This window comes from Mycobacterium sp. ELW1 (genome assembly GCF_008329905.1).
Taxonomy (GTDB): domain Bacteria; phylum Actinomycetota; class Actinomycetes; order Mycobacteriales; family Mycobacteriaceae; genus Mycobacterium.
Map to the genome: position 1 here is coordinate 536,674 of NZ_CP032155.1, position 24,381 is coordinate 561,054.

Consider the following 24,381-nt stretch of genomic DNA (forward strand, 5'->3'; position numbering starts at 1 on the left):
CCGACCCGGTGTGGCGGCGGTCTTGTCGAAATCAACTGTCAAAAATTAGCGGCGCCGTAAGGGTGTCGTCGGCGTGGCGACACGCGCTTGCGCCCGGGGTGGACATCGACACCCAAGAGGGTGTCGATGGTTGTTGGCCGTGTCGTTTATGCAGGTCAATCGCCCGTTCACCGTGAGTTCGGCGAGACGGAGTAGAACAGACGGCCCCGGTTACGAGGCCGGCGAGGATTCCAATCTATGGTTTAGCCGTGCCAGAAATTGATCGTCGTAGCCTGATGCTCATGGCGGGGTTCGGCGCGGTCGCCGCCGCGCTGCCGATGCCCGTGGCAGGGGCCACGCCCACCCGCCCGCAAGCACCGGCGCCGAACGCCACGGCTCCCGCGTATCTCTTCCACGACGAGTTCGACGGACCGGCCGGCTCAGCCCCGGATCCCTCCAAGTGGCGCATCGCGAAGGCCCGCGAAACCATCAAGAACCCGGTGTTCTGGGATCGGCCCGAGAACATGGGCCAGTACCGTGACGATCGACAGCACGTCTTCGTGGACGGCAATTCCAACCTGGTGATCCGTGCGACCCGCGACAACAACAAGTACGTCAGCGGCAAGGTGATGGGTAACTGGTGGGGCGGAATCGGCACCACCTGGGAAGCCCGCATCAAGTTCAACTGCTTGACCGCGGGCTGCTGGCCGGCCTGGTGGCTGATGAACGATCACCCCGAAGTCGGTGGCGAGGTGGACCTCGCCGAGTGGTACGGCAACGGCGAATGGCCCTCGGGGACAACCGTTCACGCGCGCCTGGACGGAACATCCTTCGCCACCCAGCCGACGCCGATCGACGGAAACTGGCATACCTGGCGAGTCACATGGAACGACTCCGGAATGTATTTCTGGAAGGACTACGTCGACGGCGCCGAACCGTACTTCACGGTTCCGGCCAACTCCATCGACGACTGGCCGTTCAACTTCCCCGACTATCGGATGTTCCCGGTGCTGAACCTTGCGGTCAGCGGCTCGGGCGGTGGCGATCCGCGGCCCGGCACCTATCCCGCGGACATGCTCGTGGACTACGTGCGGGTGTGGTGACACCCGCCTAGAACTTGCCGGCGAACACCACGGCGAATCCGTCGAGGATGGCCTGCTTGTCGGCAAGGTAGGTCTCGTTGTAGGGCTGACTGGACATCGTCGATACGCTCGCCACGTACATCCGGCTGCCGAACTCGCCCGCGACGGCGCGCAACGTGATGAGACCGGGCCGATGGTTGCGGCGGTTATACGACACTGTGACGCTGGGGTGCCCGCATAGGATTCCGGGCGACTTCGACACGAATTCTGCTTCAAATAACCGGAGTTCGTAGTCAAGAGCTTCTTCCGCGGTGCGGGCCTTGCCGGTGAAGTCATCCAGAGCGACGAGGGCTACCGGCGAGAATTGTGCGATGGTGTCGCGATGTTCCTTGTCGATCATCGCGAGTCGGATGGGAGCTCCCGGGTCGCCGAATCGTGCAGGCGTCCAACTCGGCGGCCTCGGGACGGCCATCGATGGCTCATCCAACCGGGTCCTCAGCGTCAGCAGTGGGTAGCCGCTGTACGCGCATCCGGATGCCATCGGTGCCGACACGGAGGCGTTGGGGGCGTGTGCCTTTGACTCCTGCCCGGCGACAAACCTCTCGCATCCAGTGCTAGCGGCAACGATCACCACCGACGTACCCAGCACCAGCGCCCGTGAAGCGGGCTTGCGAAGCGCGGGCATTGCTGCCCCCTTCGATAGGTGGGCTAGCTCATGCCGGCCGCGATCACCTCGTCGACCTCGGTCGCACGGGCCGCCATTTCGGCGTGCGCCTTGTCCAGCGACTCGGCCTGATCCTCGTCGGCTTTCATCAAGGCCTCGATGTTGAGGTCAGCCATATCGTGAACGCCCATGTCCCGGAAGGCTTTTTGCACCTTGTCACCCCACAACCCGATGTCCTTGACAATCGGCACGATGCGGCTGAACAGGTGCGAGCGGAACTGGATCATCAGCGGCGAATGATCAACCCACTCGGCGCACTCCTTGACGTTGAGACCCAGCCGCTCCATGACCTCCTCGCCGCGGAACCGGTCACGCATCAGGTAGCAGGCATCCACGACGAACTCCTCACGATCGTCGCGCTCGGCCGTGGTCAACTCGGAGTAGTAGTCCTTCAACGAGATTCGGCCGAAGGCAACGTGGCGGGCCTCGTCCTGCATGACATACGCGAGCAACTGCTTGGCCAGCGAGCCCTCCGGCGCCAGGTCGCGCTGCACCCCGAACGCTGCGAGTGCCAGACCTTCGATGAGGACCTGCATCCCCAGGTACGGCATATCCCAGCGTGAGTCACTGAGGGTGTCTGCCAGCAGAGCGGAAAGGTTGGAGTTGATCGGGTAGACCAGACCGATCTTCTCCTGCAGGAATCGTGAGAACGCTTCGACGTGCCGGGCCTCGTCCATGGTTTGAGTGGCGGCGTAGAACTTGGCGTCCAGATCCGGGACGACCTCGACGATCTTGGCCGCACACACCATCGCCCCCTGCTCCCCGTGCAGGAACTGCGAGAAGTTCCAGGCCTGGTTGTGCTGGCGCATCTCGGCGCGGCGCTTCTCGTCCGCTGACTCCCACGCCGGGCTGCCGAACAGCGGATGGAACTCGTCGGGCATCCCGACCGGGTTCATCGGGTCGACGTCCAGGCTCCAGTCGATGCGCGACTGCGCATCCCACTGCTTGTCCTTGCCCTTCTGATACAGCGACAGAAGTCGGGACCGTCCCTCGTCGTATTCCCAGGTGAAGCGGGCGTCGCCGGCGCTGGGGACCTCCCATGAGTAGGGGTCGGGAACCTGGGTGTACTTGTCTTTAGTGGTCACGAGCTGTCGCCTTTCGCCCCGGTCTTATGACTTGAATCACACAGTGCGCCCGGTTCGGCGGCCTCGTCAAGCGACATCGCCTGATCAGCGAAATTGAAGTAGGCGACTACTTAATGCGCGGCCGCTACTTCCAGTGCTCGTCGAGCAATGTCGACCAGGCGTGGCTGAGCTGTTTCCACTCGTCCGCGCAGCCCTGCGCACGTTCTTCGGGGAGACCGCCGTCGGTGATCATGTCGGTATTGGCGTCGGGGTTGGACCCGTAGATCCAGCACTGCAGGTTGTAGACGCGCTGCTGGTCCAATGAGTGGACGTCGGCCATGTCCGCCGCGCCGAGTTCAGTGCGTGCGGCCGCGGATGCTTGGAATGCGCGCGCGAAGTTCGTGATCGCCTTCAACGACTCCGCATCGGCTTTCCCGTTGTCGCCGGGAGTCAGCAAGATGTAGGCGGCCAGCTGGTCGGCCGCGTCCTCTTCCTTGCCGGTGATCGGCAGGTCGTAAAGGGTGATCGCCATGTGGCCGGTCTCGTGATAGAACGTCGCATCCTCCGAACCGATGGCCGAGGCTACGGGGTCTTTGTCGCCGGCCTTGGTGAAGATCTTCTCGCCGAGGTCGGCGTCCTCGTAGCAGATGGTGATGGTCTTCTGACTCGGGCTCCAGAAGGCGTTGGCCTGGTCGCACTGCGAGCCATGCAAGGGGATGTCCTGCGGTAGCTTCAGCGATTGGTTGATGTCATCGGCAAGGTCCTCCAGAACCTTGTTGTCCTGCAACAGTTTTTTGCCGTTCTGCGCTTCCGGACTGGTGGCGTCGTCGTAGGTGACGACCATCTTGCCGCCGGCGTCCGACGACGCAGTGTCCTCGGGGCCCTTGGCTTTCGCGGTCTCCGATGTCACGGGGCCACCCGAGGATTCGGCCTTCTCCTCGGTGCCGCTGCCACCGCATCCGGCCAGCAACAACCCCACTGCCAACACCGGCAGAATCCGAGCGCTCATGTTCCCGACCTCCATGGAAGAGACCTACCAATTGACACGGTCGCAGATTTGCGCCGGTAGTGGGGGTGATAGATCAACTCTCGCCAAGAAACATTGCCGAGGAACTGGGACCATGAGCGGGCATCAACCGCCAGCAGGGAGACCAAGTGCCACCGACGCCAGACGTCCTGTCAGACCATCGCGACGACCTCGGTGAAGGACCATGGTGGGACGCCGAGGACGGCACTTTCTACTGGGTGGACAGCACCGGATGTTCGGTCCACTGGGTGCGCCTGGACGGCAGTGACGTCACCACGATCTCCACGCCCGGCGAAGTGGGCTTCGTCGTGAAGACCCGGTCCGGGCTCCTACTGGCCGGCTGCCGTGACGGCCTCTACTGCTACGACGATGGCGGATGGGAGTCGAAGTGGACCGGTAGTTGGGACACTTCGAGTGTGCGGTCCAACGACGGAAAAACCGACCGCAACGGGCTTCTCTGGTTCGGCACGATGCACGACGCCGAGACCGAGCCCGTCGCGCATCTCTATCGCCTTCGGGACGGACGTCCGCAGGCACAGCTCGACGGCGTCACCGTGTCGAACGGCCTCGGCTGGTCGCCGGACGGCACGCTGATGTACTACGCGGATTCGCCTACCCAGACGATTCAGGTCTTCGACTACGACGCGACAGCCGGTGAGATCCACAACGGGCGAATCTTCGCGACGGACGTCAAACCTTCTGATCCGGACGGCCTCACCGTCGATGCGGATGGGTGCGTCTGGTCGGCGAAATGGGATGGGGGCAGGGTCGTCCGGTACACGCCGGACGGCCGGATCGATCGTGAAGTGGAGGTGCCGGCGTCGCGCCCGACCAGCTGCATGTTCGTGGGCAGCGACCTGCGCACGCTGGCCATCACATCGGCTCTGCCTGACGTGCCCGAGACCGAACCACTCGCCGGCGCGGTGTTTCTCGTCGACGTCGGCGCTCAAGGCTTGCCCGAGGCACGGCTCGACGATCAGCAGCTCACTGATTGAGTCGAGTTTAGTTGGCTGCCAGACTGTTTCGCTCAGCCAATTTGAACTGCCTGGCGATCAGAAACAGCGGGAACGAGACGCTGATGGCGATCACGAAGCCGGCCACGACGAAGGCCCACACATAGCGGACCCCGAGTCGACGGCCCTCGGCGATCATCAGCACGGTTGCCGCCAGCGCGACGATCAACAGATCGTTGGTCAGCGACGAGGTCGCATAGTTGACGTACCCGGCCGCGAAGAAGCCCGTCAGGCCGCCGTTGCCGTCGCTGAGCATGTAGGCAAGGGTGCTCCCGAACGCGAATACGACCGCGGCGATTGCGAGAACGAGGTAGATGCCGCAGAGCAGCTTGTCGGTTCGCGAGAGGCGCGAAAACGTGGTCATCGACGGATTATGCGCTGCGGGATCGAGGCCGCGACGCCGATCTTGGGTCGATTGCGGAGATTGCAATACGGATTAATCGATGCCTCCGCCACCTCCGGAGACGTGCGGCGGGCTATTTTCTGCGGATGGCTTTCTCATATGACCCCCGAGGACTGATCGGGCGCGCTGTGGACGCCGCCCGGGTGGGTCTCGATGTCTACAGCTGGGCCGAGGAACAGGTCGTCGGTGCGATTCGGCACGGACTCGATTCGCTGGACCCCGCTGAGGCTCTCGAGGATGCCGCACCCGAGGCAGTGTCGGAGGCATCAGTGCCCGACCCCGACTCGCTGTCCGGGAAGATGAGCCGGCTGCTGGACCGCGCTCTCGACCAGAACACCAAGGGGAGTCAGGTCGAGCTCTACCACCACCTGCTCGATCAGCTCGTCGCCGACGAGGCGCGCATCCTGGGTGCGCTGTCGGACGGGTCGTCGTCGCCGATGGTGAACATCTACACCTGGCTCAGTCCCCGTGTCCCGGGACGGGCGGCGCTGGAGAATGCCTCGTTGATCGGCCGGACCGCGAACGTGGCCCTGCCGCAGATGGTTCCGCAATACGTCAGCCACCTCCTCTCACTCGGCCTCGTCGAAGCCGGGCCCGAAGACCCCGCGCTGGCCACCGAGTACGAGGTGTTGATGGCCGAGACGTCGGTGCTCGCGGCCATCAAAAGCGCGTCGCGGGGTCCGCTGGCCGCCAAGGTCGAAAAGTCGACTCTGACGTTGTCGCCGCTCGGCACGTCGCTGTGGGCGGCCGCCACAGGGGAACTCGGTCGGTGAGCGCCGCTCCACCGGAAGTGCTGCTCGCCCTCTCGAGTTGGACCGAGATCAAGGCCGACTTCAGCGCCTATTGGATGGTGTACCTGTCGATGCCGTTCGTCGCGGCCTTCGTCGGGTGGAGCACGAAAATCGTCGCGCTCGAAATGCTCTACCGCCCGATCGAGTTCAGGGGTTGGGGTCCGTTCGGATGGCAGGGCATCGTGCCGCGGCGGGCGGGCAAGGTCGGCTCGAAGACCATCGATCTGCTGACGTCCAATCTGCTGAAACCCGAAGAGCTGCTGGACCGCATCGACGCCAACGAGGCGGTCGACGCGCTGCGCGGGCCGCTCGCCCAAGCGATCGACGACATCTCCCGCGACCTTGCCGACGAGATTCGCCCGGGCCTGTGGGATGCGCTGCCGGAATCCGCCAGACGCGGGATCCAGGAGCGTATGCGCAAGCAGGCGCCCCACATCGTCGAGAACATGCTGACCGAGATGAAGGCCGATCTTCCGCGCTACCTCGATCTGCACTTCATGGCGGTGACCGCGCTGGTGCGCAACAAAGAGAAGCTCGTCAAGCTGATGCGCAGCGTCACCACCGACGCCATGGCGTTCGTGCGGCGCAGCGGTATCTACTTCGGTCTGGTGATCGGTCTGGTCCAGATGGTGGCGTGGGCGCTGTTCAAGAACCCATGGATCATGCCGGCCTTCGGTTTCGCGGTCGGTTTCATCAGCGACTACATCGCGTTGAACATGCTCTTCCGGCCGATGCACCCGCGAAAATTCCTGGGCTTCATCCCCTTTCAAGGGCTGTTGCATGCCGAGCGCGACAAGATCACCCGCGACTACGCCAAGATCCTGGCCGACGATCTTTTCTCACCCGAGCTCATGTTCGACGCCATCATCAAAGGCCCCGGCTCGGACAAGCTATTCGCGTTGGCGGCCAAGGAAATCGACGCCGCCATCGATGCCCAGACCGGCGTCGCGCGACCGATGGTCACACTGGCGGTCGGCACCAAGCGATACCGGGCGCTGAAGGACCGCGTCGTCACCCTGGTGTTGGAGCGGCTCCCCGATACCTTGCTGGAGGCGCAGGAGTACGCGGCGAACGCACTGAACCTCGAGCAGGTCGTCATCGACAAGATGAGTCAACTGACCGAGGAAGAGTACGAGTCAATCCTGCGTCCGGTGTTCAAGGACGACGAGCCGCTCATGATCGCGGTCGGCGCGGTGCTCGGTGGCGTGGTCGGTGAGCTTCAGGTGCAGATCATCGAATTCTTCACACACTGAGTGCGGCTACAGCGCCGGAGTGGTGGGCTGCAGGACCGCGGTGGCGACGGCCTCCGCCCGCAGATGCTCGAAGGCTTGGTAGTCCGGATCGTTGACCATGCTCACGAAGTGGCGCCGAGTGGGGTAGCGGAACAACGCCACCAGGTCCCAGTCGCCGCCTGCGTCGGCAACCAGAGATGGATGCCCGGCACCGCCGTAGACCACTGTCACCCCGTAGCGCTCTTGGACGCCGGAGGTGCTGAAGTGCTCGATGTACTCCCTGTACTTGTCCGCGCCGCCGGGTGCGAACCGCACGAGGTTGAGCATCACGACCGGCGCAGTCGGGTCGGCGCCGACAAACTTCTCGAGTGCGGACGCGTCGAGAACAGACATGGCTTTCTCCCTTGGTAAGTTACTTGCTGAACAACACGCAAGTTACTGGACGGGACCGACAAGTTCGGCTCCAGGCAGGATGACCAGGCATGGAGGAGTTGCGAACGGCTCGCCGAACACAGGCCGAACGTCGCGAAGAAGCCCGACACCGCGTGCTGCAAGCCGCCACCGCGTTGGTTGCCAGACACGGATCGCGTGCGGTGTCGTTGGCTGCCGTCGGCGAGGCCGCCGGGTACAGCCGCGGCATCGTCCACCATCACTTCGGCAGCAAGGCGCGGTTACTCGAGGAGGTCATCAAGTACACCCAGACGTTCGACGTCCCGGCTGACTCGGCGACTGGGCTCAGCCGGCTGACGGATTTCGTCGGGGCCTACCTGGGCGGCCTGCACGACCGCTCGCCGCGCTCAGAGGCGTTCCTGAAACTGTGGACCGAGTCTGCGGGTGCCGAACCGTCGCTGGCCGAGCTTTTCGCCGAGCGCGACGCACAGTTCCGAGAAGTCCTCGCGCAGTACATCGTCGACGGGATCGATGACGGCTCCATCGGATCAGGCGTGGACCCTCAGACTGCCGCCGTCGCGATCATCGGGCTGCTGCGCGGCAGCGCTCTGATGGCGTTCTCGACGGCGCGTGACGTCGCGGCGGGGGATTTGGCCGCAGTTGCGGTGGCGGGTGTCGAACGCAGCTTGGCGGCAGGTTCATGACGCCGGTCTGCGGTTCGCGTGGAGTCGTGTCCGCAAACCCATCTCAAACCGCCGGTGCCCTCGCGAAAATCACCTAGCCTTGCCCAGGTGCGACCGCCGCGAAGCTCACACGTCGCGGCCGCAGCTTTTTTCATCGGCGCCGTGCTCTACGGCAGCTGGATAATCACGGTCTTCGTTGACTCCGGTCCTGCGCAGGCAAGCGACTACGTGAGCGAACTCATCGCGACTGACCAGCCGCTGAGCGGGCTGTTGCGTGCGGCTGACTTCGCGACGGCCGCCGTAATCGGGGTGGGCGTCATCCTGAGCGTGGTCGGCGGGCGCGTTCGCGGCGGTATGGCCGCCGTTGCGTGGGCGACGTTGGCCGTATTTGCCGTGGCCACCGCACTCGACAGTGCGTGGGCGATGTCGTGCGCGCCGCATGCCGATCCCGCATGTGCTGCACGGGAAGCGGCCGGCACAGTGCCGCTTTCGCATCAGCTGCACACCGTGAGCAGCGTGATAGCTGTTGCCGCGGCGCTGATTTCACTGATCGCATTCTTGCGTGTCGATGCAATGGAGCAGATCAGCCGGCGGGTGCACCGATTCGGGCTGTGGGTGTTGGGCGGACTTGCCGCAACGACAGTGGCGACCGTCGTCAGCGTCTTCCTCGACAGCGCCGACCGAGGCGGTGCGCTGGGCGTAGCTCAGCGGCTGCAGCTGCTGTGCATGAGTGGCTGGCTGGTCTATGTGGCGCTGCGAGAGGCCACGCGCCCGTCAGGCTGAAGCAGTGGACTGTGGAGCCGATGACGGGAATCGAACCCGCGTATTCAGCTTGGGAAGCTGATGTTCTGCCATTGAACTACATCGGCATGGTGCTGACGAAGGATAGCAACCGCACCGCTGACCGTGCGCCAGTACGCTCGTCGCGTGCTGCTCTCCGATCGCGATATCCGCGCCGCCATCGCCGAGGGTCGACTGGGCATCGACCCGTTCGACGACGCCCTGGTGCAACCGTCGAGCGTCGACGTCCGGCTGGACAGCCTGTTCCGGGTGTTCAACAACACCCGCTACACCCACATCGACCCCGCCAAGCAGCAGGACGAGCTGACCAGTCTGGTCGAACCCGCTAAAGGCGAGCCGTTCGTCCTGCATCCCGGCGAGTTCGTGCTCGGCTCGACGCTGGAGTGCTGCACCCTGCCCGACGACCTCGCCGGACGGCTCGAAGGCAAGTCGTCGCTGGGCCGCCTCGGCCTGCTGACTCACTCCACCGCGGGCTTCATCGACCCAGGCTTCTCCGGGCACATCACCCTGGAACTCTCGAACGTCGCGAACCTGCCCATCACGCTCTGGCCGGGGATGAAAATCGGCCAGCTGTGCCTGCTGCGCCTGACCAGCCCCGCCCAAAATCCGTACGGCAGCGCCAGCGTCGGCTCCAAATACCAGGGGCAACGCGGGCCCACTCCGTCTCGGTCATATCAGAACTTTCTTCAGTCCGAGGCGGGCGCGTAACCTCGAAGCTCCAGGGTCAGGCACCGCCCACCAGCTAATCCGTTTGGCTGTAACAGCGCCGCTAGCAGCGGCGATGAACTTTACGGTTGAGCGGCTCTAGCACGGTGGAGCGCAGTAACGGGTCGGGGAGATCCAGCAAACAACCTTGGAGGGGTAGTGGACATCGCACTCGGTGTGTCCATGACGCCAACGACGGTGCGCATGGTGCTGGTCGAAGGCGAGAAAGCCGACGGCGTGACCGTCGACCACGACGCCTTCGACATCCAGACCGGCGAAGGTGCAGCAACCACGGCCGATCAAGTGGTCGCGGCGATTCTCGGTACCCGGGAAAGCGCCGCCGAAGGCGGACACCGTCTGGTGTCGACCGGCGTCACGTGGACCGACCATGCCGCCGCGGCCGGACTGCGCGATGCCCTCGCGGCCCGCAAGATCGACGACGTCGTCCTGGTGTCCGAACTGCACGCTGCCGGTGCGCTGGCGCAAGCCGTCGGCCAGACCGTCGGCTACGACCGCACGGCCCTGATGTTCCTGGAGCGCGACACCGCCACCGTCTCGGTGGTGGACACCGCGACCGGCGACATCGTCAAGGTGCAGACCGAACACCTGCACGCCCAGGATGCGGTCGCCGAACTGCAGCGGATGATCGCCGGCCTGGAGGCCATCGCCGAACCGCCGCAGGGTGTGTTCGTGCTCGGCTCCGGAGTCGACGTCGCGGCGGTCAAATCCCAGCTCGCGCTGGGCACAGTGCTGCCGGTGCACGCTCCCGACGAAGCCGAACTCGCGCTGGCCCGCGGCGCTGCACTGGCGTCCGCGACGGCACCGCGCTACGACGCGTCCACAGTCGGCCTGGCCTACGCCCAGGACCCCGATGGCACCACCGCGGGCAAGGTCTACCCGGCGGCCGGTGTGTACGCGGCCGGCGCGAACACCGAGATGTCGGAAGCCGGCACCCAGATGGCCGCCGCCGGCTACATGGCCCCGCTCGGCTACAGCGAAGTGCTCGACGAGATGGACGGCGACCTCGGCTACGACTCGATGCCGTACGACTCGGCTCCCGAGGAGCTCGACTTCGCTCCCGACGACTCCGGACGCAAGCCGTTCCTGCTGGTCGGAAGCGCGCTGACGTCGATCTTCGTGGTCGGTGTGGTGGCGCTCGTGATCTCACTGGCGGTCAGCATCCGACCGACCGTCGACCAGCGGCCCAGCCCGGCCGAGGCCGTGATCGTCCCCAGCAGCCAGCCGGCCGGACCCGCCGTCGAGCAGGCCGCGCCGCCGGCCCCGCCCTCGGCTCCCTCGGTGCCCGACACCATCCAGGAGCCGATCCCGGTGGTGCAACAGGCCCCCCGAACCGTCTTCGTGACCCCGGCCCCGCAAGCCCCGGCACCGGCCCCAGCAGCCCCGGCACCCGCTCCCGAAGCCCCCGCACCCGCTCCGGAGGCATCGGCTCCCGCGCCGGCTCCGATCGCCCCGGTGATCCCGGCTCCGATCCTGCCGCCGCCGATCATCGTGTTGCCGCAACCGATTCTGCCGCCGTTCCTGCGGCCGCCGCGGCAGCGGGACTACCCGACGTACCCCTCATCCCCGAACTACCCGTCGTACCCCTCGTCGCCGCCTCAGACGCCGACCTACCCGTCGTCGCCTCCCACGCAGCAGCCGTCGACCCCGCCGACCCAGCAGCCGCCGTCGCAGCAGCCGCAGGCACCGGTCACGGAAGCGCCGAGTAACCCCCCTCCGGCCGCTGGTGGCTCGGGCGGTTACGGATCGGGTGGCTCGGGTGGCTACGGCGGCGGTTCAGGCTCAGGCTCGAGTTCGGGGTCCGACGGTGGTTCACGCTCGGGTGATTCCGGTGGATCGCGCAGTGGTCGGGGATCGCAAAGCCCGCTGTGGCCGTTCCCGAGTTTCGGTCACTGACACCCGAGTTCACCAGGCGTTAGCCTCGCGCTCAGTGTCGCGATGCGGTCCCATCATCGGGGCTGCGTACAGAGGCAGTATGCGTTGCACTGTCTTTGGCACCGGGTATCTGGGCGCGACTCACGCCGCTGGAATGGCCGCGCTCGGCCACGACGTCGTCGGGATCGACATCGACCCCGGCAAGATCGCGAAACTGTCCTCGGGGGAGATCCCGTTCTATGAGCCCGGGCTGGCAAAGATGTTGCAGGACAACCTCTCTGCCGGTCGCCTGCAGTTCTCCACCGACTACGACGTGGCAGCCGACTTTGCCGACGTGCACTTCCTGGGCGTCGGAACTCCGCAGAAGAAGGGCGAATACGGCGCGGATCTGCGCCACGTCAACGCCGTGATCGACGAATTGGTGCCGCGCCTGACCCGTCCGTCCGTAATCGTCGGCAAGTCAACGGTTCCAGTCGGGACCGCGGCCGCGCTGAGCCGGCGCGCCCAGTCCTTGGCGGCCGACGGCGTGGACGTCGAAATCGCCTGGAATCCGGAGTTTCTCCGCGAGGGCTTCGCAGTGCAGGACACCCTGCATCCGGACCGCATCGTCGTTGGCGTACAACCCGATTCGCGACGCGCAGAGGCGGTGCTGCGGGAGATGTACGCGTCACTGCTCGCCGAGGATGTGCCGTTCCTGCTGACCGATCTGCAGACCGCGGAGTTGGTCAAGGTCTCCGCCAATGCCTTTCTGGCCACCAAGATCTCGTTCATCAACGCGATCTCCGAGGTGTGCGAGGCGGCCGGCGCCGACGTCCGCGTCCTGGCCGACGCGCTCGGGCACGACCCGCGGATCGGGCGGCGATTCCTCAACGCGGGACTGGGTTTCGGCGGCGGCTGCCTGCCGAAGGACATCCGTGCCTTCATGGCCCGCGCCGGCGAGCTCGGCGCCAACCACGCGTTGACCTTCCTGCGTGAGGTGGACAGCATCAACATGCGCAGGCGCACCCGCATGGTCGAGCTGGCTACCACCGCATGCGGGGGGTCGCTGTTGGGTGCCAACGTGGCCGTGCTCGGGGCCGCGTTCAAGCCCGAATCCGACGATGTCCGGGATTCTCCGGCGCTCAACGTCGCCGGCCTGTTGCAGCTCAACGGCGCCACCGTCAACGTGTACGACCCCAAGGCGATGGAGAACTCTCAGCGCCTGTTCCCGACGTTGAACTATTCGACGTCCGCCCGGGAGGCCTGCGACCGCGCCGACGCGGTCCTGCTGCTCACCGAATGGCAGGAGTTCGTCGACATCGATCCCGACGAGCTGGCCCAGACGGTGCGGGCCAGAGTTGTTGTCGACGGCCGCAATTGCCTGGACACAACCCGCTGGACCTCGGCGGGATGGAAGGTTTACGCCTTGGGCCGCCCGGCGTTGACGTAGGTTTTCCCTCGTGGACTTCGCAACTGCCCTGATTGCCGAAAACGCCGCGCTCGCCGACCTTCTGCGTGACGCCGACCTGTCGATCCCGGTGCCGACCTGCCCGGAGTGGACGTTGGAGCAGTTGATGCGACACGTCGGGCGCGGCGACCGTTGGTGCGCCCAGATCGTCGCCGAGCAGTCGATGGACTTCATCGACCCGCGCACCGTCGAAGGTGGCAAGCCTCCGGCCGGCCGGGACAACGAGATCGCCTGGCTGCAGGCCGGTCCGCAGCAACTCATCGACGCCGTTGCCGCCACCGGCGCGCAGACCCCGGTGTGGACATTCCTGGGCCCGCGGCCGGCCGCGTGGTGGATCCGGCGGCGCCTGCACGAGGTCGTGGTGCATCGCGCCGACGCCGCCATCGCGTTGGGCGTCGACTACACGGTGGATCCCGCCCTGGCCGCCGATGCCATCACCGAGTGGCTGGAACGCGTGGAGATCCAGGCCGACGAGGAGGGGCCCGCCGGCGGCGACCGGCCGGTGGCCGACGAACACTCGATACACCTGCACGCCACCGACCCCGGACTCGGGGAGGCCGGCGAGTGGACCATCCTCGGACGTCCCGACGGCATCGCCGTCGAACAGGGCCACGGCAAGGCCACGGTGGCGCTGCGCGGCCCGGCGCGCGACCTGCTGCTGGCCGTCGTGCGCCGTCGCACCGTCGCCGAGGAAGGCCTGGAGGTCTTCGGCGACGCGGGTGTCTGGGACACCTGGCTGGCACGTACGCCGTTCTAGACCGGTAGTTTGAGCCAAATGAGCACTTCAGAGATCGCCACCGTGCTGGCCTGGCACGACGCGTTGAGCACCTCGGACCTGGACACGCTGATCTCGCTGTCCAGCGACGACATCGAGATCGGTGACGCCGACGGCGCCGCGCAGGGCCATGCCGCGCTGAGGGACTGGGCGCAGCGCGTGGCGGCGACAGTCGAGGTGGGTCAGATCTACTACCGCGACGGCGTCGTCGTCGTGCAGGAGCGGCTGACCTCGAACACCGACCCATCCGACGTGCGCACCACAGCCGCGGCGTTCCGGGTGGTGCACGACCACGTCACCTCGGTGTTCCGCCACGACGACCTGGCAGCGGCCCTGGCGGCCACCGACATGTCCGACGAAGACCTGCAGGTCTGACCGACTTGCGCGGGATCATCCTGGCCGGTGGGTCGGGGACGCGGCTGTACCCGATCACCCAAGGTGTGAGTAAGCAGCTGCTGCCCGTCTACGACAAGCCGATGATCTACTACCCGCTGTCCACGTTGTTGATGGCGGGCATCCGCGACATCCTGGTGATCACCACCGGCCACGATGCCCCGGCGTTCCACCGCCTGCTCGGTGACGGCTCCCAACTCGGCATCACCATCAGCTACGCCGTGCAGGACCGGCCCGACGGGCTCGCCCAGGCATTCCTGATCGGCGCCGAGCACATCGGCACCGGACCCGTCGCACTTGTGCTGGGCGACAACATCTTCTACGGACCCGGCGTCGGCACCAGCCTCAATAGATTCCGAAACCTGCAGGGCGCGGCCATCTTCGCCTACCGGGTGGCCAACCCGACCGCCTACGGCGTCGTCGAGTTCGCTGCTGACGGCACCGCCCTGTCGTTGGAGGAGAAGCCGGCCACACCCAAGTCGAGCTACGCCGTGCCCGGGCTGTACTTCTACGACAATGACGTCATCGAGATCGCCCGCGGGCTGCGGCCCTCGCCGCGCGGCGAGCTGGAGATCACCGAGGTCAACCAGACGTATCTGGACCAGGGCCGGTTGACGGTTGAGGTGCTGCCCGCGGCAGCGCATGGCTGGACACCGGAACATTCGATTCACTTTTGGACGCAAGCGATTTCGTGCGCACCATCGAATACCGCCAAGGGCTCAAGGTGTCCTGCCCCGAAGAGGTGGCCTGGCGGATGGGTTTCATCGACGACGAGCAGCTGGCCAAACGCGCGGCGGCGCTGGTCAAGTCGGGCTATGGCGGCTATCTGATGAAACTGCTGGACCAGGGGTAGCCAGCACCGCGGCGATCGCAGTGGTCAGTGGCACCGACAACGCCAGTGCGATACCGCCGACCGCCGAGCGTGCGATCTCGATCGCCACGCTCTCACTGGTCAGCACATCCGACAGCGAGCGGTTGGCCACACTGAACAACAGCAGCAGCGGCAGTGAGCTGCCGGCGTAGGCCAGCACCAGCGTGTACACCGTGCTGGCGATGTGGTCGCTGCCGATCCGCATGGCACTCACGAAGATCTGCTTGCGGGAACCGTGGCCTGCGTGGGCGAGCTCGAACACCGCCGAGGCCTGCGTGATCGTCACGTCGTTGAGCACGCCCAGCGAGCCGATGATGAACCCGGCCAGCAGCAGGCCCTGAATGGACACGTGCCCCATGTAGGCGGCAACCTCGTTGTTCTGATCCTCCGAAAGCCCGGTCAGGTGCGCGAGTTCGATTGCCGCCCAGGATAAGCCGCCGGCCAACAGCATCGCGGTCAACGTGCCGAGCAGAGCGGCGCTGGTGCGCAGGCTGATGCCGTGAGCCAAGTAGATGACGGCGTAGAGGATCGCCGCTGAGGCCACCAGAGCCAGCGGCACCGCGGGGGCGCCGTCCCGCAAGGCCGGAAGCAGGAACATCACCAGAACCACGAAGGCCACGACGATCCCGACCAGTGCGCGCAGTCCGCGCCAGCGGGCGACCGCCACGATCACGATTGCGAACACCGCCGCCAGGGCGATCAGCGGCCAGGTGCGCTCGTAGTCGTAGAACCCGTAGCTGGTCGCCCCCTGCTGGTCGACTTGCCGGAAGATCCGAATCGAATCGCCTGCCAACAGGTTTGGCTGACCCGGGCCGGGCGAGAACTCCAACATCGTCGACGCACCCCGGTTGGGCCCACTGTCGATCGCCACCACCGTCTGCACACAGCTGCCGCTGCCCGCGATGCCCGGTGTCGGCGCTGCGGTGAGCACCTGACCCGCCGACGGGCTGCCGCAGTCGGCCAGGCTGGAGGAGACCACGTGGCCGCCCTCGGTGGTGACCGCGCCGCCCGCGCTGTTCTGGAATGGCAGCGGAATGTCCGCCTTCGACCCGCTCGGCCACAGCAGCGCCGCACCGATCACCACCGCAAGTCCGATCACGGCCAGCGCGATCACGACGACGCGGGCCGCCAGCGGACTCAGCGGCGCCGGGCCGGTGTGCGAATGCGAATGCGAATGCGAATGCGCCACCCGGACAGGGTAGAGGCGTTGATTGGGGAAGAGCTGGTGGACCTCACCGCGGCATCGACGGCGAAGTCGAGTAGGCCACTACGCTAAGCGGCCTCCGCGACGCGCCCCATGCTCAGGTGACCAGGGGCGAGGAGGAGCGGATGGCCGTCGTCGGGGACCATGCCATTGTTCTGGGTGCCAGCATGAGCGGCTTGCTGGCCGCGAAGGTACTGAGCGATTTCTATCGAACCGTCACGGTGATCGACCGCGACGAACTGCCCGACGAACCGGTCAACCGGCGCGGCATCCCGCAGGGCAGGCACGTCCATGCCCTGCTCGGGCGCGGCGGCCAGATCGTCGACGAGCTGTTTCCTGGGTTCCTCACCGAGCTCGTCGACGCCGGGGGAGTGTCCCTCGACGACGGGGACTTCTCGAAGATCTACGTGTCCTTCGGTGGTCACACGATGGTCAGGTCCGGTGTCTCGCAGCAGACCGGGTCCGCGATATACCTGTCCAGCAGGCCGTTCCTGGAGTATCACGTTCGGCGCCGGCTGCGGGCCGTGCCCAATGTGACGATTCTGGAGGGCCGCGACGTCGTCGACCTGATATCGACGCCCGACCGGACCCGCATCACCGGGGTGCAGACGGCCGACCACGACGGGGGTACCGAGCGGCGGCTGACGGCAGACCTGGTCGTCGACGCCATGGGCCGCGGGTCGCGGACGCCGACGCTCCTGGAAGGGCTGGGATACCACCGTCCGTCGGAAGACCGCATCGTCGTGCGCACCACCTACGTCAGTCAGCTGTTGCGCATTCCGCCCGGACTCGTCGAGCAGGTGGTGGTGATCGGTGCCGCCCCGGACCGCCCCAGCGGATTGTTCCTGTCGAGCTATGAGAACGACCAGTGGATGTTCACCGTCTGGGGCATGCTCGGCAACGAGCCGCCATGCCACCGCGCCGGAATGTTGGACTTCGCCTACGGCTATGCACCACAACATGTTTGGACTGCAGTGAGCGCGGCAGAGCCGATCGGTGAGGTGATCCGGCACCGCATGCCCTGGAGCCAGTGGCGGCGCTACGACCGGCTGCAGCGCTTCCCGGCCGGTCTGGTGGTGTGCGGTGACGCGATCTGCAGCTTCAACCCCGTCTACGGGCAGGGGATGACGGTGGGGGCGCTGGACGCGATGGCCCTGCGGGACTGCCTGCACTCGGGCGCCGACGATCTGCCGCTGCGGTACTTTCGGAAAGCCGCGAAATCCATTGCGGTTGCTTGGCAAATGGCGGCCGGAGCCGACTTGGCCTTCCCGCAGGTCGAGGGCCGTCGAACCCTTGCGACCCGGGCGGCGAACCGCGCCACCGACTGGGTGCTGCAGGTGTGTTCGTACGACGCCGTGGTCGCCGAGAAGTTCTTCAGGATCAACAACTTCCTCGACCCGCCGACTCGACTTCTCCACCCCGCGTTCATCTTTGCGCTGGTGAAGGCCAAACTGCGCCGACGGCGCCGGGGCGAGCTACTGCCGGTAGCCGGCCAGAAAGTTGCCTAGCCGTTCGATGGCTCTACTCAGGTCGCGTGCCCACGGCAGTGTCACGATTCGCAGGTGATCGGGTGCCGGCCAGTTGAAGCCGGTGCCCTGAGTGACCAGGATCTTCTCCTGCAGAAGAAGATCCAGCACCAACTGCTCGTCGTCGTGGATGTCGTGGACCTCGGGGTCGAGCCGCGGGAACGCGTACAGCGCGCCGGTGGGCTTGACGCACGACACCCCGGGGATCTCGTTGAGCTTGTTCCAGGCCACGTCGCGCTGCTCGAGCAGGCGTCCGCCCGGCAGAACCAGGTCGTCGATGCTTTGATGGCCACCCAGAGCCACCTGAATGGCATGCTGCGCAGGCACATTCGGGCACAGACGCATGTTGGCCAGAAGGCTGATGCCTTCGATGAAGCTGCTGGCGTGTTCCTTGGGTCCGGTGATGATCAGCCAGCCGGACCGGTAGCCGGCCACCCGGTAGGCCTTGGACAACCCGTTGAACGTCAGCGTCAGCAGATCCGGCGCCAGCGTGGCCAGGCTGATGTGCTTCGCGTCGTCGTACAGGATCTTGTCGTAGATCTCGTCGGCGAGCAGCAGCAATTGATGCTTGCGCGCCAATTCGACCATCTGCTCGAGAACTTCGCGGCTGTATACCGCGCCGGTGGGGTTGTTCGGGTTGATCACCACGAGCGCCTTGGTGCGGTCGGTGATCTTGGACTCCAGGTCCGCGACGTCGGGCATCCAGCCGTTGGTCTCGTCGCACAGGTAGTGCACGGGGGTACCGCCGGCCAATGCGGTCGACGCCGTCCACAGCGGGTAGTCGGGCGCGGGAATGAGCACCTGGTCGCCGTTGTCGAGCAGCGCCTGCAGCGTCATCGTGATGAGCTCGGATACGCCGTTGCCGAGGTAGACGTCGTCGATGTCGAAGCGGGGGAAGCCCTCGACGAGCTCGTAGCGGGTGAACACCGCGCGGCGGGCGCTAGGGATGCCTTTGGAATCGGAGTAGCCCTGGGCGTCGGGCAGCGCGGCGATCATGTCGCGCATGATCACGTCGGGTGCCTCGAAGCCGAACGGCGCGGGGTTGCCGATGTTGAGCTTGAGGATGCGATGACCCTCGTTCTCCAGCCGGTTGGCGTGCTCATGGATCGGCCCGCGGATCTCGTACAGAACGTCCTGCAGCTTGGTGGACTGCGTGAACGTACGTTGCCGAGGGTGCTGGCTGGTGCCGTGCCACGGTAACTGGTGCGTACTCACCGGCTAAGTGTCCCATTGCTATGCAACTTGGTTTCCCGTGTGCCGTTTTGTGCCTTTGCTGTGACGTGAGAAGTCACGGTTCGAATTCAATTGTGGGACGCCTCGGACACAACTGTGATTTCGCTGAACAGCAGCAGTGATTGCTGGGTGAATCGGCTGTTAACTTGGGGCTTCACTACCGACGGCACAAAGGGATGAACGTGAAGATCGCACGCACTTTGATGACCGCTGCTTCCGCAGCGGCGGTTACCGCGCTGGGATTTGCTGTTTCTGCGTCTGCCGATCCGGCACTGATAAATGGCACGTACGCTGTCCGCGGCGGCGATGACGGCGCTGTGGTGACGGCGTCGTCGAGTTGCCCTGCAGCCGTCAACGGCTGTACCGCCAACCTCAGCAGCACCGTGGGCTGGACCAGCGTCGCCACCTTCACCGATGGTCGGTGGAACTTCACGGTGACCAAGCCCGACGGCGTGGTGTGCGACGACGGCAGCTACGCGCCCGTCCGCATCGCCTACTCGGTCAATGCCGCGACGATGAGCGGCACCATCACCGCCGACTCCAACGGTGACTGCCCGGGCGGTCAGATCACCCAGGCACCGTTCCAGCTGATCAAGGTCGGCTGAGCGCTGCCGTTCACGCCGGCACTTTCTGTCGGAGGGTCGGAGTAGCCTTTCGAACATGCGTTCGATAGACGCGGTATTGCGGGCGCTCGACGATTGCGTCGAGGCACTGGCCACCGTCGATCTCGATGCGTTGTCTGCGCCCGAGCGCTTTGTGGTCCTGGAGCGTTTGGAGAAAGCGCGGCGCCGCCAAGTGGCGGCCTCGCATGCGCTGGTAGCGCGCTTGGAACAGTTCGAGGGTTGTCCTCCGGTCCCGATCACGCTGGCCGATGTGCTGCGGGTCAGTCCGCGCGAGGCGAAGCGGCGGATCCGGGATGCCGAGCAACTGGTGCAGCGGCGGGCGTTGACCGGTGAGCCGCTGCCACCCCTGCTCCCTGAGACGGCGACCGCCTGGGGCGCGGGTGAGCTGGACGGTGAACACCTACGGGTGATCCAGAAGTTCTTCCGCGACCTGCCCGACCACGTGCCGTCGACCGAGGTGGAGAAGGCCGAACGCATCTTGGCGCAGAAGGCCACGGTCTTGCGGCCCGATCAATTGGAGAACGTCGCGCACCGGCTGGCGCTTCATCTCAATCCGGACGGCACGTTCTCCGACGAGGACCGCGCGCGTAAGCGCGGATTCGTATGGTGTGGCGCGCAGGGCGTCGACGGCATGAGCGTAGGCAGGCTCGTCGCGGATCCGGAGTTGCGCTCGGAGCTTGACGCCTGGCTGGCCAAGTTCGCCGCGCCCGGGATGTGCAACCCAGCCGATGAGACGCCAACGGTCACTCCCAGTGATGAAGTGATCCAGCGGGATTCGCGCAGTCATGCCCAGCGTCAACACGATGCGCTAAAGGCTTTGGTACGCGGGCAGTTGGGTGATCCGAAGTTCGGCAAGCACAACGGCTTGCCGGTCACGGTGATCGTCAGCGCCACGCTGCAGGACATTCACGCCCAGACCGGGCAGGCGGTCACAGCCGGCGGCACGATGTTGCCGATCCCGGACGTGATCCGGATGGCCGCCCATGCGTATCACTACCTCGCCCTGTTCGACGGGACCGATGGGCGGGCGTTGTGGCTGGGGCGCACCAAGCGCATCGCCTCTGCGGACCAGCGAATCATGTTGCACAGCAAGGACCGCGGCTGCACCAGACCCGGCTGCAACGCGCCGGGCTATCACAGTGGAGTGCACCACGCCGCACGAGACTGGTCTCGGGGCGGCAATACCGACATCGACGACCTCACGTTGGCCTGCCCACCGGATAATCAACTCGTCGAGACCGGCGGGTGGAGCACCCGCAAACTGCCCGACGGCAGCACCCAGTGGATACCGCCGCCGGACCTGCCGATGCTGCGCGAGGGCGTCAACGACTTCCATCACCCCGAGCGGTTACTCGGGAATGACGATGGCGACGCGGCCTAGCGCTTGCCCGGCGGCCGCGCACCCCTGGCGATGCCGAGGCCCTTCACCGGAGGCTGTTCGGCCTGAGGCGCTTCGGCTTTCGGCTCCTCCGCCTTGGCGGCTTCGGCTTTGGCTTCAGCCGGTGCGGCCGGCTCAGGCGCCGACGGCTCAGCTGCGGCTTCGGCCGGAGCAGGCGCTGCTGCCGGAGCGGACTTCTTGGCGCCGGGTCGCTTGGCACCCGCGGCGATGCCGAGGCCCTTGACTTCCGGCTCGGGCTTGGCCGGTGCCTCGGCCGCGGGGGCTTCAGCCGGTGCCTCAGCAGCGGGAGCAGCAGCCGGTGCCTCAGCAGCGGGAGCAGCAGCCGGTGCCGCGGCAGCCGGAGCGGCGGCCGCCGACTTCTTGGCGCCGGGTCGCTTGGCGCCCGAAGCGATGCCGAGCCCCTTGACGGGCGCTTCTGCGGCAGGCGCGGCGGCAGCCGGTGCCTCAGCGGCGGGAGCCGCAGTCGATGCCGCGGCAGCCGGAGCGGCGGCCGCCGACTTCTTGGCGCCGGGTCGCTTGGCGCCGCCGGCGATGCCGAGGCCCTTGACGGGCTGGGCGGCCGGAGCGTCGGCAGCGGGAGCCTCGGCGGCAGGAGCCGCATCGGCGGCCTTCTTGGCGCCGGGGCGCTTGGCGCCGCCCGCAAGACCCAGCCCCTTGACCGGCGCGGCTTCTTTGACCGGCGCGGCTTCCTTGGCCGGTGCCGACGGCGCGGCCGCGGCAGCCTCGGCGGCGGGAGCCGGCTCGGGCTCGGCCTTCGGCGCGGGAGGCGCCTGCGCCGGTGCCGCAGCGGCGGCAGCCTCAGCCTCGCGTGCGGCCGTGCCCTTCTCCGGCAGCGTGATACCGCTCAAGTCCAGCGAGCCCAGCAGCAGCTGGGCGACGTCGAGCACCTCGACCTCGTCGGCCTTGTCGCGGTCGCCGACACCGTCGGTGATCATCACCCGGCAGAACGGGCAGCCGGTGGCGATCTTGGCCGGATCCAGCGTCAGCGCCTCGTCGACGCGTTCGTGGTTCACGCGCTTACCGATGTGCTCTTCCATCCACATCCGCGCGCCACCGGCGCCGCAGCACAGGCCGCGATCGGCGTGCCGCGGCATTTCCTTCAGCGTCACGCCCGAGGCGTCGATCAGCTCACGCGGTGCGTCGTAGACCTTGTTGTGCCGGCCCAGGTAGCACGGGTCGTGATAGGTGACGTTGGCTCCACCATCGACAGCCTTGACCGGGACGAGCTTCTTGTCGCGCACCAGGCGGTTCAGCAACTGGGTGTGGTGCACCACGGTGTAGCTGCCGCCGACCTGCGGGTACTCGCGGCCCAGCGTGTTGAAGCAGTGCGGGCAGGTCACGACGATCTTGCGGTCGACCCGCTCGACGCCTTCGAACAGATCGTTCAGTGTCTCGACGTTCTGCGAGGCCAGCTGCTGGAACAGGAACTCGTTACCGGAGCGGCGAGCCGAGTCGCCGTTGCAGGTCTCGCCGTCGCCGAGCACCAGGAACTTCACGCCGGCAGCGGCCAGCAGTTCGGCAACCGCCTTGGTGGTCTTCTTGGCGCGGTCCTCGTATGCGCCGGCGCAGCCCACCCAGAACAGGTACTCGAAGCCGGCGAACGACTCGACGTCCTTGCCGTAGACCGGGATGTCGAACTCGACCTCGTCGATCCAGGTGAGGCGTTCCTTCGCGTTCTGGCCCCACGGGTTGCCCTTGGATTCCAGGTTCTTGTAGAGCACACCCAGCTCGCTGGGGAATTCCGACTCCATCATCACCTGGTAGCGGCGCATGTCGACGATGTGGTCGATGTGCTCGATGTCCACCGGGCACTGCTCGACGCAGGCGCCGCAGGTGGTGCACGACCACAGCACGTCGGGATCGATCACGCCGAGCTGCTCGGCGGTACCCACCAGCGGACGGGTCGCCTGCGCCGGGCCGGAGCCCATCACGCGTTCGAAGCCCGACTCCGGAACGTGGTCGTGCGCGTCGTGCTTGGTCTCGACGAAACCGCCCTCGGCGGAGGCGAACTGTTCGGCCTCGTTCTCACCGTTGGGGATCGGCTTGCCGCCGATGATGTACGGCGCCTTCGCGAACAGATGATCGCGAAGGTTCATGATCACGAGCTTGGGCGACAACGGCTTTCCGGTGTTCCATGCCGGGCACTGCGACTGGCAGCGACCGCACTCGGTACACGTGGTGAAGTCGAGGTAGCCCTTCCAGGTGAAGTCCTCGATCTTGCCGCGACCGAGCACCGCATCCTCGGCGGGATCCTCGAAGTTGATCGGCTCGCCCTTGTACTCGACGGGCAGCAGCGGGCCCAGCCCGTTGGGCAGGCGCTTGAACGTGACGTTGATCGGGGCCAGGCCGATGTGCAGGTGCTTGGAGTGCAGCACGATCAGCAGGAACGCCAGCATGACGCCGATGTGGCCCATCAGCGCGATGGTCTCGATCCACTCGTTGGCGGTGTGGCCCAGCGGTGCGAGCGGCTTGGCGAGGGCGTGGGAGAAGAAGGCACCCCAGCCGTAGGGGAACGCATCGCCGAGCGCGTTGACCGAGGCGGCGCGGAAGATCGCGTAGGTCAGGATGACCAGGAAGATCATGAACAGGATCAGCCAGGCGCCGCCGGTGTGTGAGCCGTAGAAGCGGGAATCCCGCCCGTACTCCTTGGGCTCGGAGCGCAACCGGATGATCGCGAACACGATGATGCCGAGCAGCACGGCGACAGCGAAGAAGTCCTGGAGGAAGCCCAGCGCGTCCCATCGACCGACGATCGGGATGTGGAATTCCGGGTTGAACAGGACGCCGTAGGCCTCGAGATACACCGTGGCGAGGATGAAGAAGCCCCACATGGTGAAGAAGTGGGCGATGCCGGGGATGGACCACTTCAGCAGCTTCTTCTGGCCGAAGACTTCGGTGAACTGCGCTTTGATGCGGTCCGGGATGTTGTCCTTGCGGCCGCTCTCGTCGCTGATCGGCTGACCGGACCGGATCAGGTGGGTGAGGAACATTACGCGCCGTGCGGCAAACACCAACACGATGGCGGTGGCCAGCAGGCCGATGATCAGTCGACCCCAGTCGAGAGCGGTCACGGACAGCCTCCCTGTCGTAAGCTACTCAATGGTAACTTAGCTTAAGTTACCG

22 protein-coding genes, 1 tRNA gene and 2 pseudogenes are annotated in these 24,381 nt (G+C 66.1%); 15 read left to right on the top strand and 10 right to left on the bottom strand.

Annotated elements, in window-relative coordinates; translation table 11 throughout:
- Positions 1–257 precede the first annotated feature (257 nt).
- A complete protein-coding gene (locus D3H54_RS02355) occupies positions 258–1,082 on the top strand; it encodes a glycoside hydrolase family 16 protein (RefSeq protein WP_286199353.1) in 825 nt (274 codons plus the stop codon).
- A 7-nt stretch (positions 1,083–1,089) separates the two neighbouring features.
- Here the strand turns inward: D3H54_RS02355 and D3H54_RS02360 are convergent, their stop codons facing one another.
- The 3 genes from D3H54_RS02360 to D3H54_RS02370 all read right to left on the bottom strand — a co-directional run bounded on the left by D3H54_RS02360 (position 1,090) and on the right by D3H54_RS02370 (position 3,858).
- Positions 1,090–1,461: a hypothetical protein gene (locus tag D3H54_RS02360; protein WP_149377690.1), complete on the bottom strand. Its 372-nt coding sequence runs from the start codon at positions 1,459–1,461 to the stop codon at positions 1,090–1,092.
- Positions 1,462–1,769: 308 nt separating this feature from the next.
- Positions 1,770–2,870 carry a ferritin-like domain-containing protein gene (locus D3H54_RS02365; protein ID WP_149377691.1) on the bottom strand — a complete coding sequence of 367 codons (1,101 nt, stop codon included), beginning with the start codon at positions 2,868–2,870 and terminating at the stop codon, positions 1,770–1,772.
- A 124-nt stretch (positions 2,871–2,994) separates the two neighbouring features.
- Positions 2,995–3,858 (bottom strand): DUF4344 domain-containing metallopeptidase, encoded by an 864-nt coding sequence (locus D3H54_RS02370; RefSeq protein WP_149377692.1) that lies wholly within the window; start codon positions 3,856–3,858, stop codon positions 2,995–2,997.
- A gap of 146 nt (positions 3,859–4,004) precedes the next feature.
- On the opposite strand from D3H54_RS02370, the gene D3H54_RS02375 reads away from it, so the two are divergent.
- Entirely contained in the window at positions 4,005–4,871 is an 867-nt protein-coding gene (locus tag D3H54_RS02375) for an SMP-30/gluconolactonase/LRE family protein (protein ID WP_168214751.1), read from the top strand.
- Positions 4,872–4,878: 7 nt separating this feature from the next.
- Here D3H54_RS02375 and D3H54_RS02380 read toward each other — a convergent pair whose 3' ends face one another.
- A complete protein-coding gene (locus D3H54_RS02380) occupies positions 4,879–5,253 on the bottom strand; it encodes a DUF2834 domain-containing protein (RefSeq protein WP_149377694.1) in 375 nt (124 codons plus the stop codon).
- A 125-nt stretch (positions 5,254–5,378) separates the two neighbouring features.
- On the opposite strand from D3H54_RS02380, the gene D3H54_RS02385 reads away from it, so the two are divergent.
- Together D3H54_RS02385 and D3H54_RS02390 are read left to right on the top strand one after the other, a co-directional pair.
- Positions 5,379–6,065, top strand: coding sequence for an Abi-alpha family protein (locus tag D3H54_RS02385; RefSeq protein WP_149377695.1), 687 nt, complete (start codon positions 5,379–5,381; stop codon positions 6,063–6,065).
- Positions 6,062–7,336, top strand: coding sequence for a DUF445 domain-containing protein (locus D3H54_RS02390; RefSeq protein WP_210419635.1), 1,275 nt, complete (start codon positions 6,062–6,064; stop codon positions 7,334–7,336). The genes D3H54_RS02385 and D3H54_RS02390 overlap by 4 nt, the downstream gene beginning before the upstream one ends.
- 6 nt (positions 7,337–7,342) lie before the next feature.
- Here the strand turns inward: D3H54_RS02390 and D3H54_RS02395 are convergent, their stop codons facing one another.
- A complete protein-coding gene (locus D3H54_RS02395; RefSeq protein ID WP_149377696.1) occupies positions 7,343–7,708 on the bottom strand; it encodes a DUF1330 domain-containing protein in 366 nt (121 codons plus the stop codon).
- A gap of 89 nt (positions 7,709–7,797) precedes the next feature.
- Here D3H54_RS02395 and D3H54_RS02400 point away from each other — a divergent pair, with 89 nt between their 5' ends.
- Both D3H54_RS02400 and D3H54_RS02405 read left to right on the top strand, forming a co-directional pair.
- Entirely contained in the window at positions 7,798–8,409 is a 612-nt protein-coding gene (locus D3H54_RS02400; protein WP_149377697.1) for a TetR/AcrR family transcriptional regulator, read from the top strand.
- An 87-nt stretch (positions 8,410–8,496) separates the two neighbouring features.
- Positions 8,497–9,171: a DUF998 domain-containing protein gene (locus D3H54_RS02405; RefSeq protein WP_168214752.1), complete on the top strand. Its 675-nt coding sequence runs from the start codon at positions 8,497–8,499 to the stop codon at positions 9,169–9,171.
- Between the two features lie 12 nt (positions 9,172–9,183).
- On the opposite strand, the gene D3H54_RS02410 is transcribed toward D3H54_RS02405, so the two are convergent.
- Positions 9,184–9,257: transfer RNA gene (locus tag D3H54_RS02410), tRNA-Gly, on the bottom strand.
- Positions 9,258–9,315: 58 nt separating this feature from the next.
- On the opposite strand from D3H54_RS02410, the gene dcd reads away from it, so the two are divergent.
- The 5 genes from dcd to D3H54_RS02435 all read left to right on the top strand — a co-directional run bounded on the left by dcd (position 9,316) and on the right by D3H54_RS02435 (position 14,384).
- Complete coding sequence (gene dcd / locus D3H54_RS02415; protein WP_149377699.1) at positions 9,316–9,897, top strand: dCTP deaminase; 582 nt, start codon at positions 9,316–9,318, stop codon at positions 9,895–9,897.
- Positions 9,898–10,053: 156 nt separating this feature from the next.
- Positions 10,054–11,808: a DUF7159 family protein gene (locus D3H54_RS02420; RefSeq protein WP_149377700.1), complete on the top strand. Its 1,755-nt coding sequence runs from the start codon at positions 10,054–10,056 to the stop codon at positions 11,806–11,808.
- 79 nt (positions 11,809–11,887) lie between these two features.
- Positions 11,888–13,216 (top strand): UDP-glucose dehydrogenase family protein, encoded by a 1,329-nt coding sequence (locus tag D3H54_RS02425; RefSeq protein ID WP_149377701.1) that lies wholly within the window; start codon positions 11,888–11,890, stop codon positions 13,214–13,216.
- Positions 13,217–13,226: 10 nt separating this feature from the next.
- Positions 13,227–13,991 (top strand): maleylpyruvate isomerase family mycothiol-dependent enzyme, encoded by a 765-nt coding sequence (locus D3H54_RS02430; RefSeq protein WP_149377702.1) that lies wholly within the window; start codon positions 13,227–13,229, stop codon positions 13,989–13,991.
- 18 nt (positions 13,992–14,009) lie between these two features.
- The gene (locus D3H54_RS02435; RefSeq protein ID WP_149377703.1) at positions 14,010–14,384 is read left to right on the top strand and encodes a nuclear transport factor 2 family protein; all 375 of its coding nucleotides are present in this window, start codon (positions 14,010–14,012) and stop codon (positions 14,382–14,384) included.
- Here D3H54_RS02435 and D3H54_RS32110 read toward each other — a convergent pair.
- Positions 14,300–14,557, bottom strand: a pseudogene (locus D3H54_RS32110) (hypothetical protein); the annotation flags it as partial. The gene D3H54_RS02435 and the pseudogene D3H54_RS32110 sit on opposite strands and share 85 nt — an antisense overlap.
- Here D3H54_RS32110 and rfbA point away from each other — a divergent pair.
- Positions 14,438–15,255 (top strand): annotated as a pseudogene (gene rfbA, locus D3H54_RS02440) (glucose-1-phosphate thymidylyltransferase RfbA). The pseudogenes D3H54_RS32110 and rfbA overlap by 120 nt on opposite strands.
- On the opposite strand, the gene D3H54_RS02445 reads toward rfbA, so the two are convergent.
- A complete protein-coding gene (locus D3H54_RS02445) occupies positions 15,206–16,462 on the bottom strand; it encodes a YibE/F family protein (protein ID WP_149377704.1) in 1,257 nt (418 codons plus the stop codon). The pseudogene rfbA and the gene D3H54_RS02445 overlap by 50 nt on opposite strands.
- A 116-nt stretch (positions 16,463–16,578) precedes the next feature.
- Between D3H54_RS02445 and D3H54_RS02450 the strand changes: the two genes are divergently transcribed.
- Positions 16,579–17,985: an FAD-dependent oxidoreductase gene (locus D3H54_RS02450; protein ID WP_286199087.1), complete on the top strand. Its 1,407-nt coding sequence runs from the start codon at positions 16,579–16,581 to the stop codon at positions 17,983–17,985.
- Here the strand turns inward: D3H54_RS02450 and D3H54_RS02455 are convergent.
- Positions 17,953–19,218, bottom strand: coding sequence for a pyridoxal phosphate-dependent aminotransferase (locus D3H54_RS02455; RefSeq protein ID WP_149377705.1), 1,266 nt, complete (start codon positions 19,216–19,218; stop codon positions 17,953–17,955). The two genes, D3H54_RS02450 and D3H54_RS02455, sit on opposite strands and share 33 nt — an antisense overlap.
- A 140-nt stretch (positions 19,219–19,358) precedes the next feature.
- Between D3H54_RS02455 and D3H54_RS02460 the strand changes: the two genes are divergently transcribed.
- The gene (locus tag D3H54_RS02460; protein ID WP_286199088.1) at positions 19,359–19,841 is read left to right on the top strand and encodes a hypothetical protein; all 483 of its coding nucleotides are present in this window, start codon (positions 19,359–19,361) and stop codon (positions 19,839–19,841) included.
- 55 nt (positions 19,842–19,896) lie between these two features.
- Complete coding sequence (locus D3H54_RS02465; RefSeq protein ID WP_149377706.1) at positions 19,897–21,240, top strand: HNH endonuclease signature motif containing protein; 1,344 nt, start codon at positions 19,897–19,899, stop codon at positions 21,238–21,240.
- Here D3H54_RS02465 and D3H54_RS02470 read toward each other — a convergent pair.
- Positions 21,237–24,248 carry a (Fe-S)-binding protein gene (locus tag D3H54_RS02470; protein WP_168215024.1) on the bottom strand — a complete coding sequence of 1,004 codons (3,012 nt, stop codon included), beginning with the start codon at positions 24,246–24,248 and terminating at the stop codon, positions 21,237–21,239. The genes D3H54_RS02465 and D3H54_RS02470 overlap by 4 nt on opposite strands.
- Positions 24,249–24,381 lie beyond the last annotated feature (133 nt).

What these genes read in the sequence shown, in the direction of transcription:
- D3H54_RS02360 (WP_149377690.1), bottom strand. Translation starts at nt 1,461, where the DNA reads ATGATCGACAAGGAACATCGCGACACCATCGCACAATTCTCGCCGGTA.
- D3H54_RS02370 (WP_149377692.1), bottom strand. Translation starts at nt 3,858, where the DNA reads ATGAGCGCTCGGATTCTGCCGGTGTTGGCAGTGGGGTTGTTGCTGGCC.
- D3H54_RS02380 (WP_149377694.1), bottom strand. Translation starts at nt 5,253, where the DNA reads ATGACCACGTTTTCGCGCCTCTCGCGAACCGACAAGCTGCTCTGCGGC.
- D3H54_RS02385 (WP_149377695.1), top strand. Translation starts at nt 5,379, where the DNA reads ATGGCTTTCTCATATGACCCCCGAGGACTGATCGGGCGCGCTGTGGAC.
- D3H54_RS02395 (WP_149377696.1), bottom strand. Translation starts at nt 7,708, where the DNA reads ATGTCTGTTCTCGACGCGTCCGCACTCGAGAAGTTTGTCGGCGCCGAC.
- D3H54_RS02400 (WP_149377697.1), top strand. Translation starts at nt 7,798, where the DNA reads ATGGAGGAGTTGCGAACGGCTCGCCGAACACAGGCCGAACGTCGCGAA.
- D3H54_RS02425 (WP_149377701.1), top strand. Translation starts at nt 11,888, where the DNA reads ATGCGTTGCACTGTCTTTGGCACCGGGTATCTGGGCGCGACTCACGCC.
- D3H54_RS02435 (WP_149377703.1), top strand. Translation starts at nt 14,010, where the DNA reads ATGAGCACTTCAGAGATCGCCACCGTGCTGGCCTGGCACGACGCGTTG.
- D3H54_RS02465 (WP_149377706.1), top strand. Translation starts at nt 19,897, where the DNA reads ATGCGTTCGATAGACGCGGTATTGCGGGCGCTCGACGATTGCGTCGAG.
- D3H54_RS02470 (WP_168215024.1), bottom strand. Translation starts at nt 24,248, where the DNA reads ATGTTCCTCACCCACCTGATCCGGTCCGGTCAGCCGATCAGCGACGAG.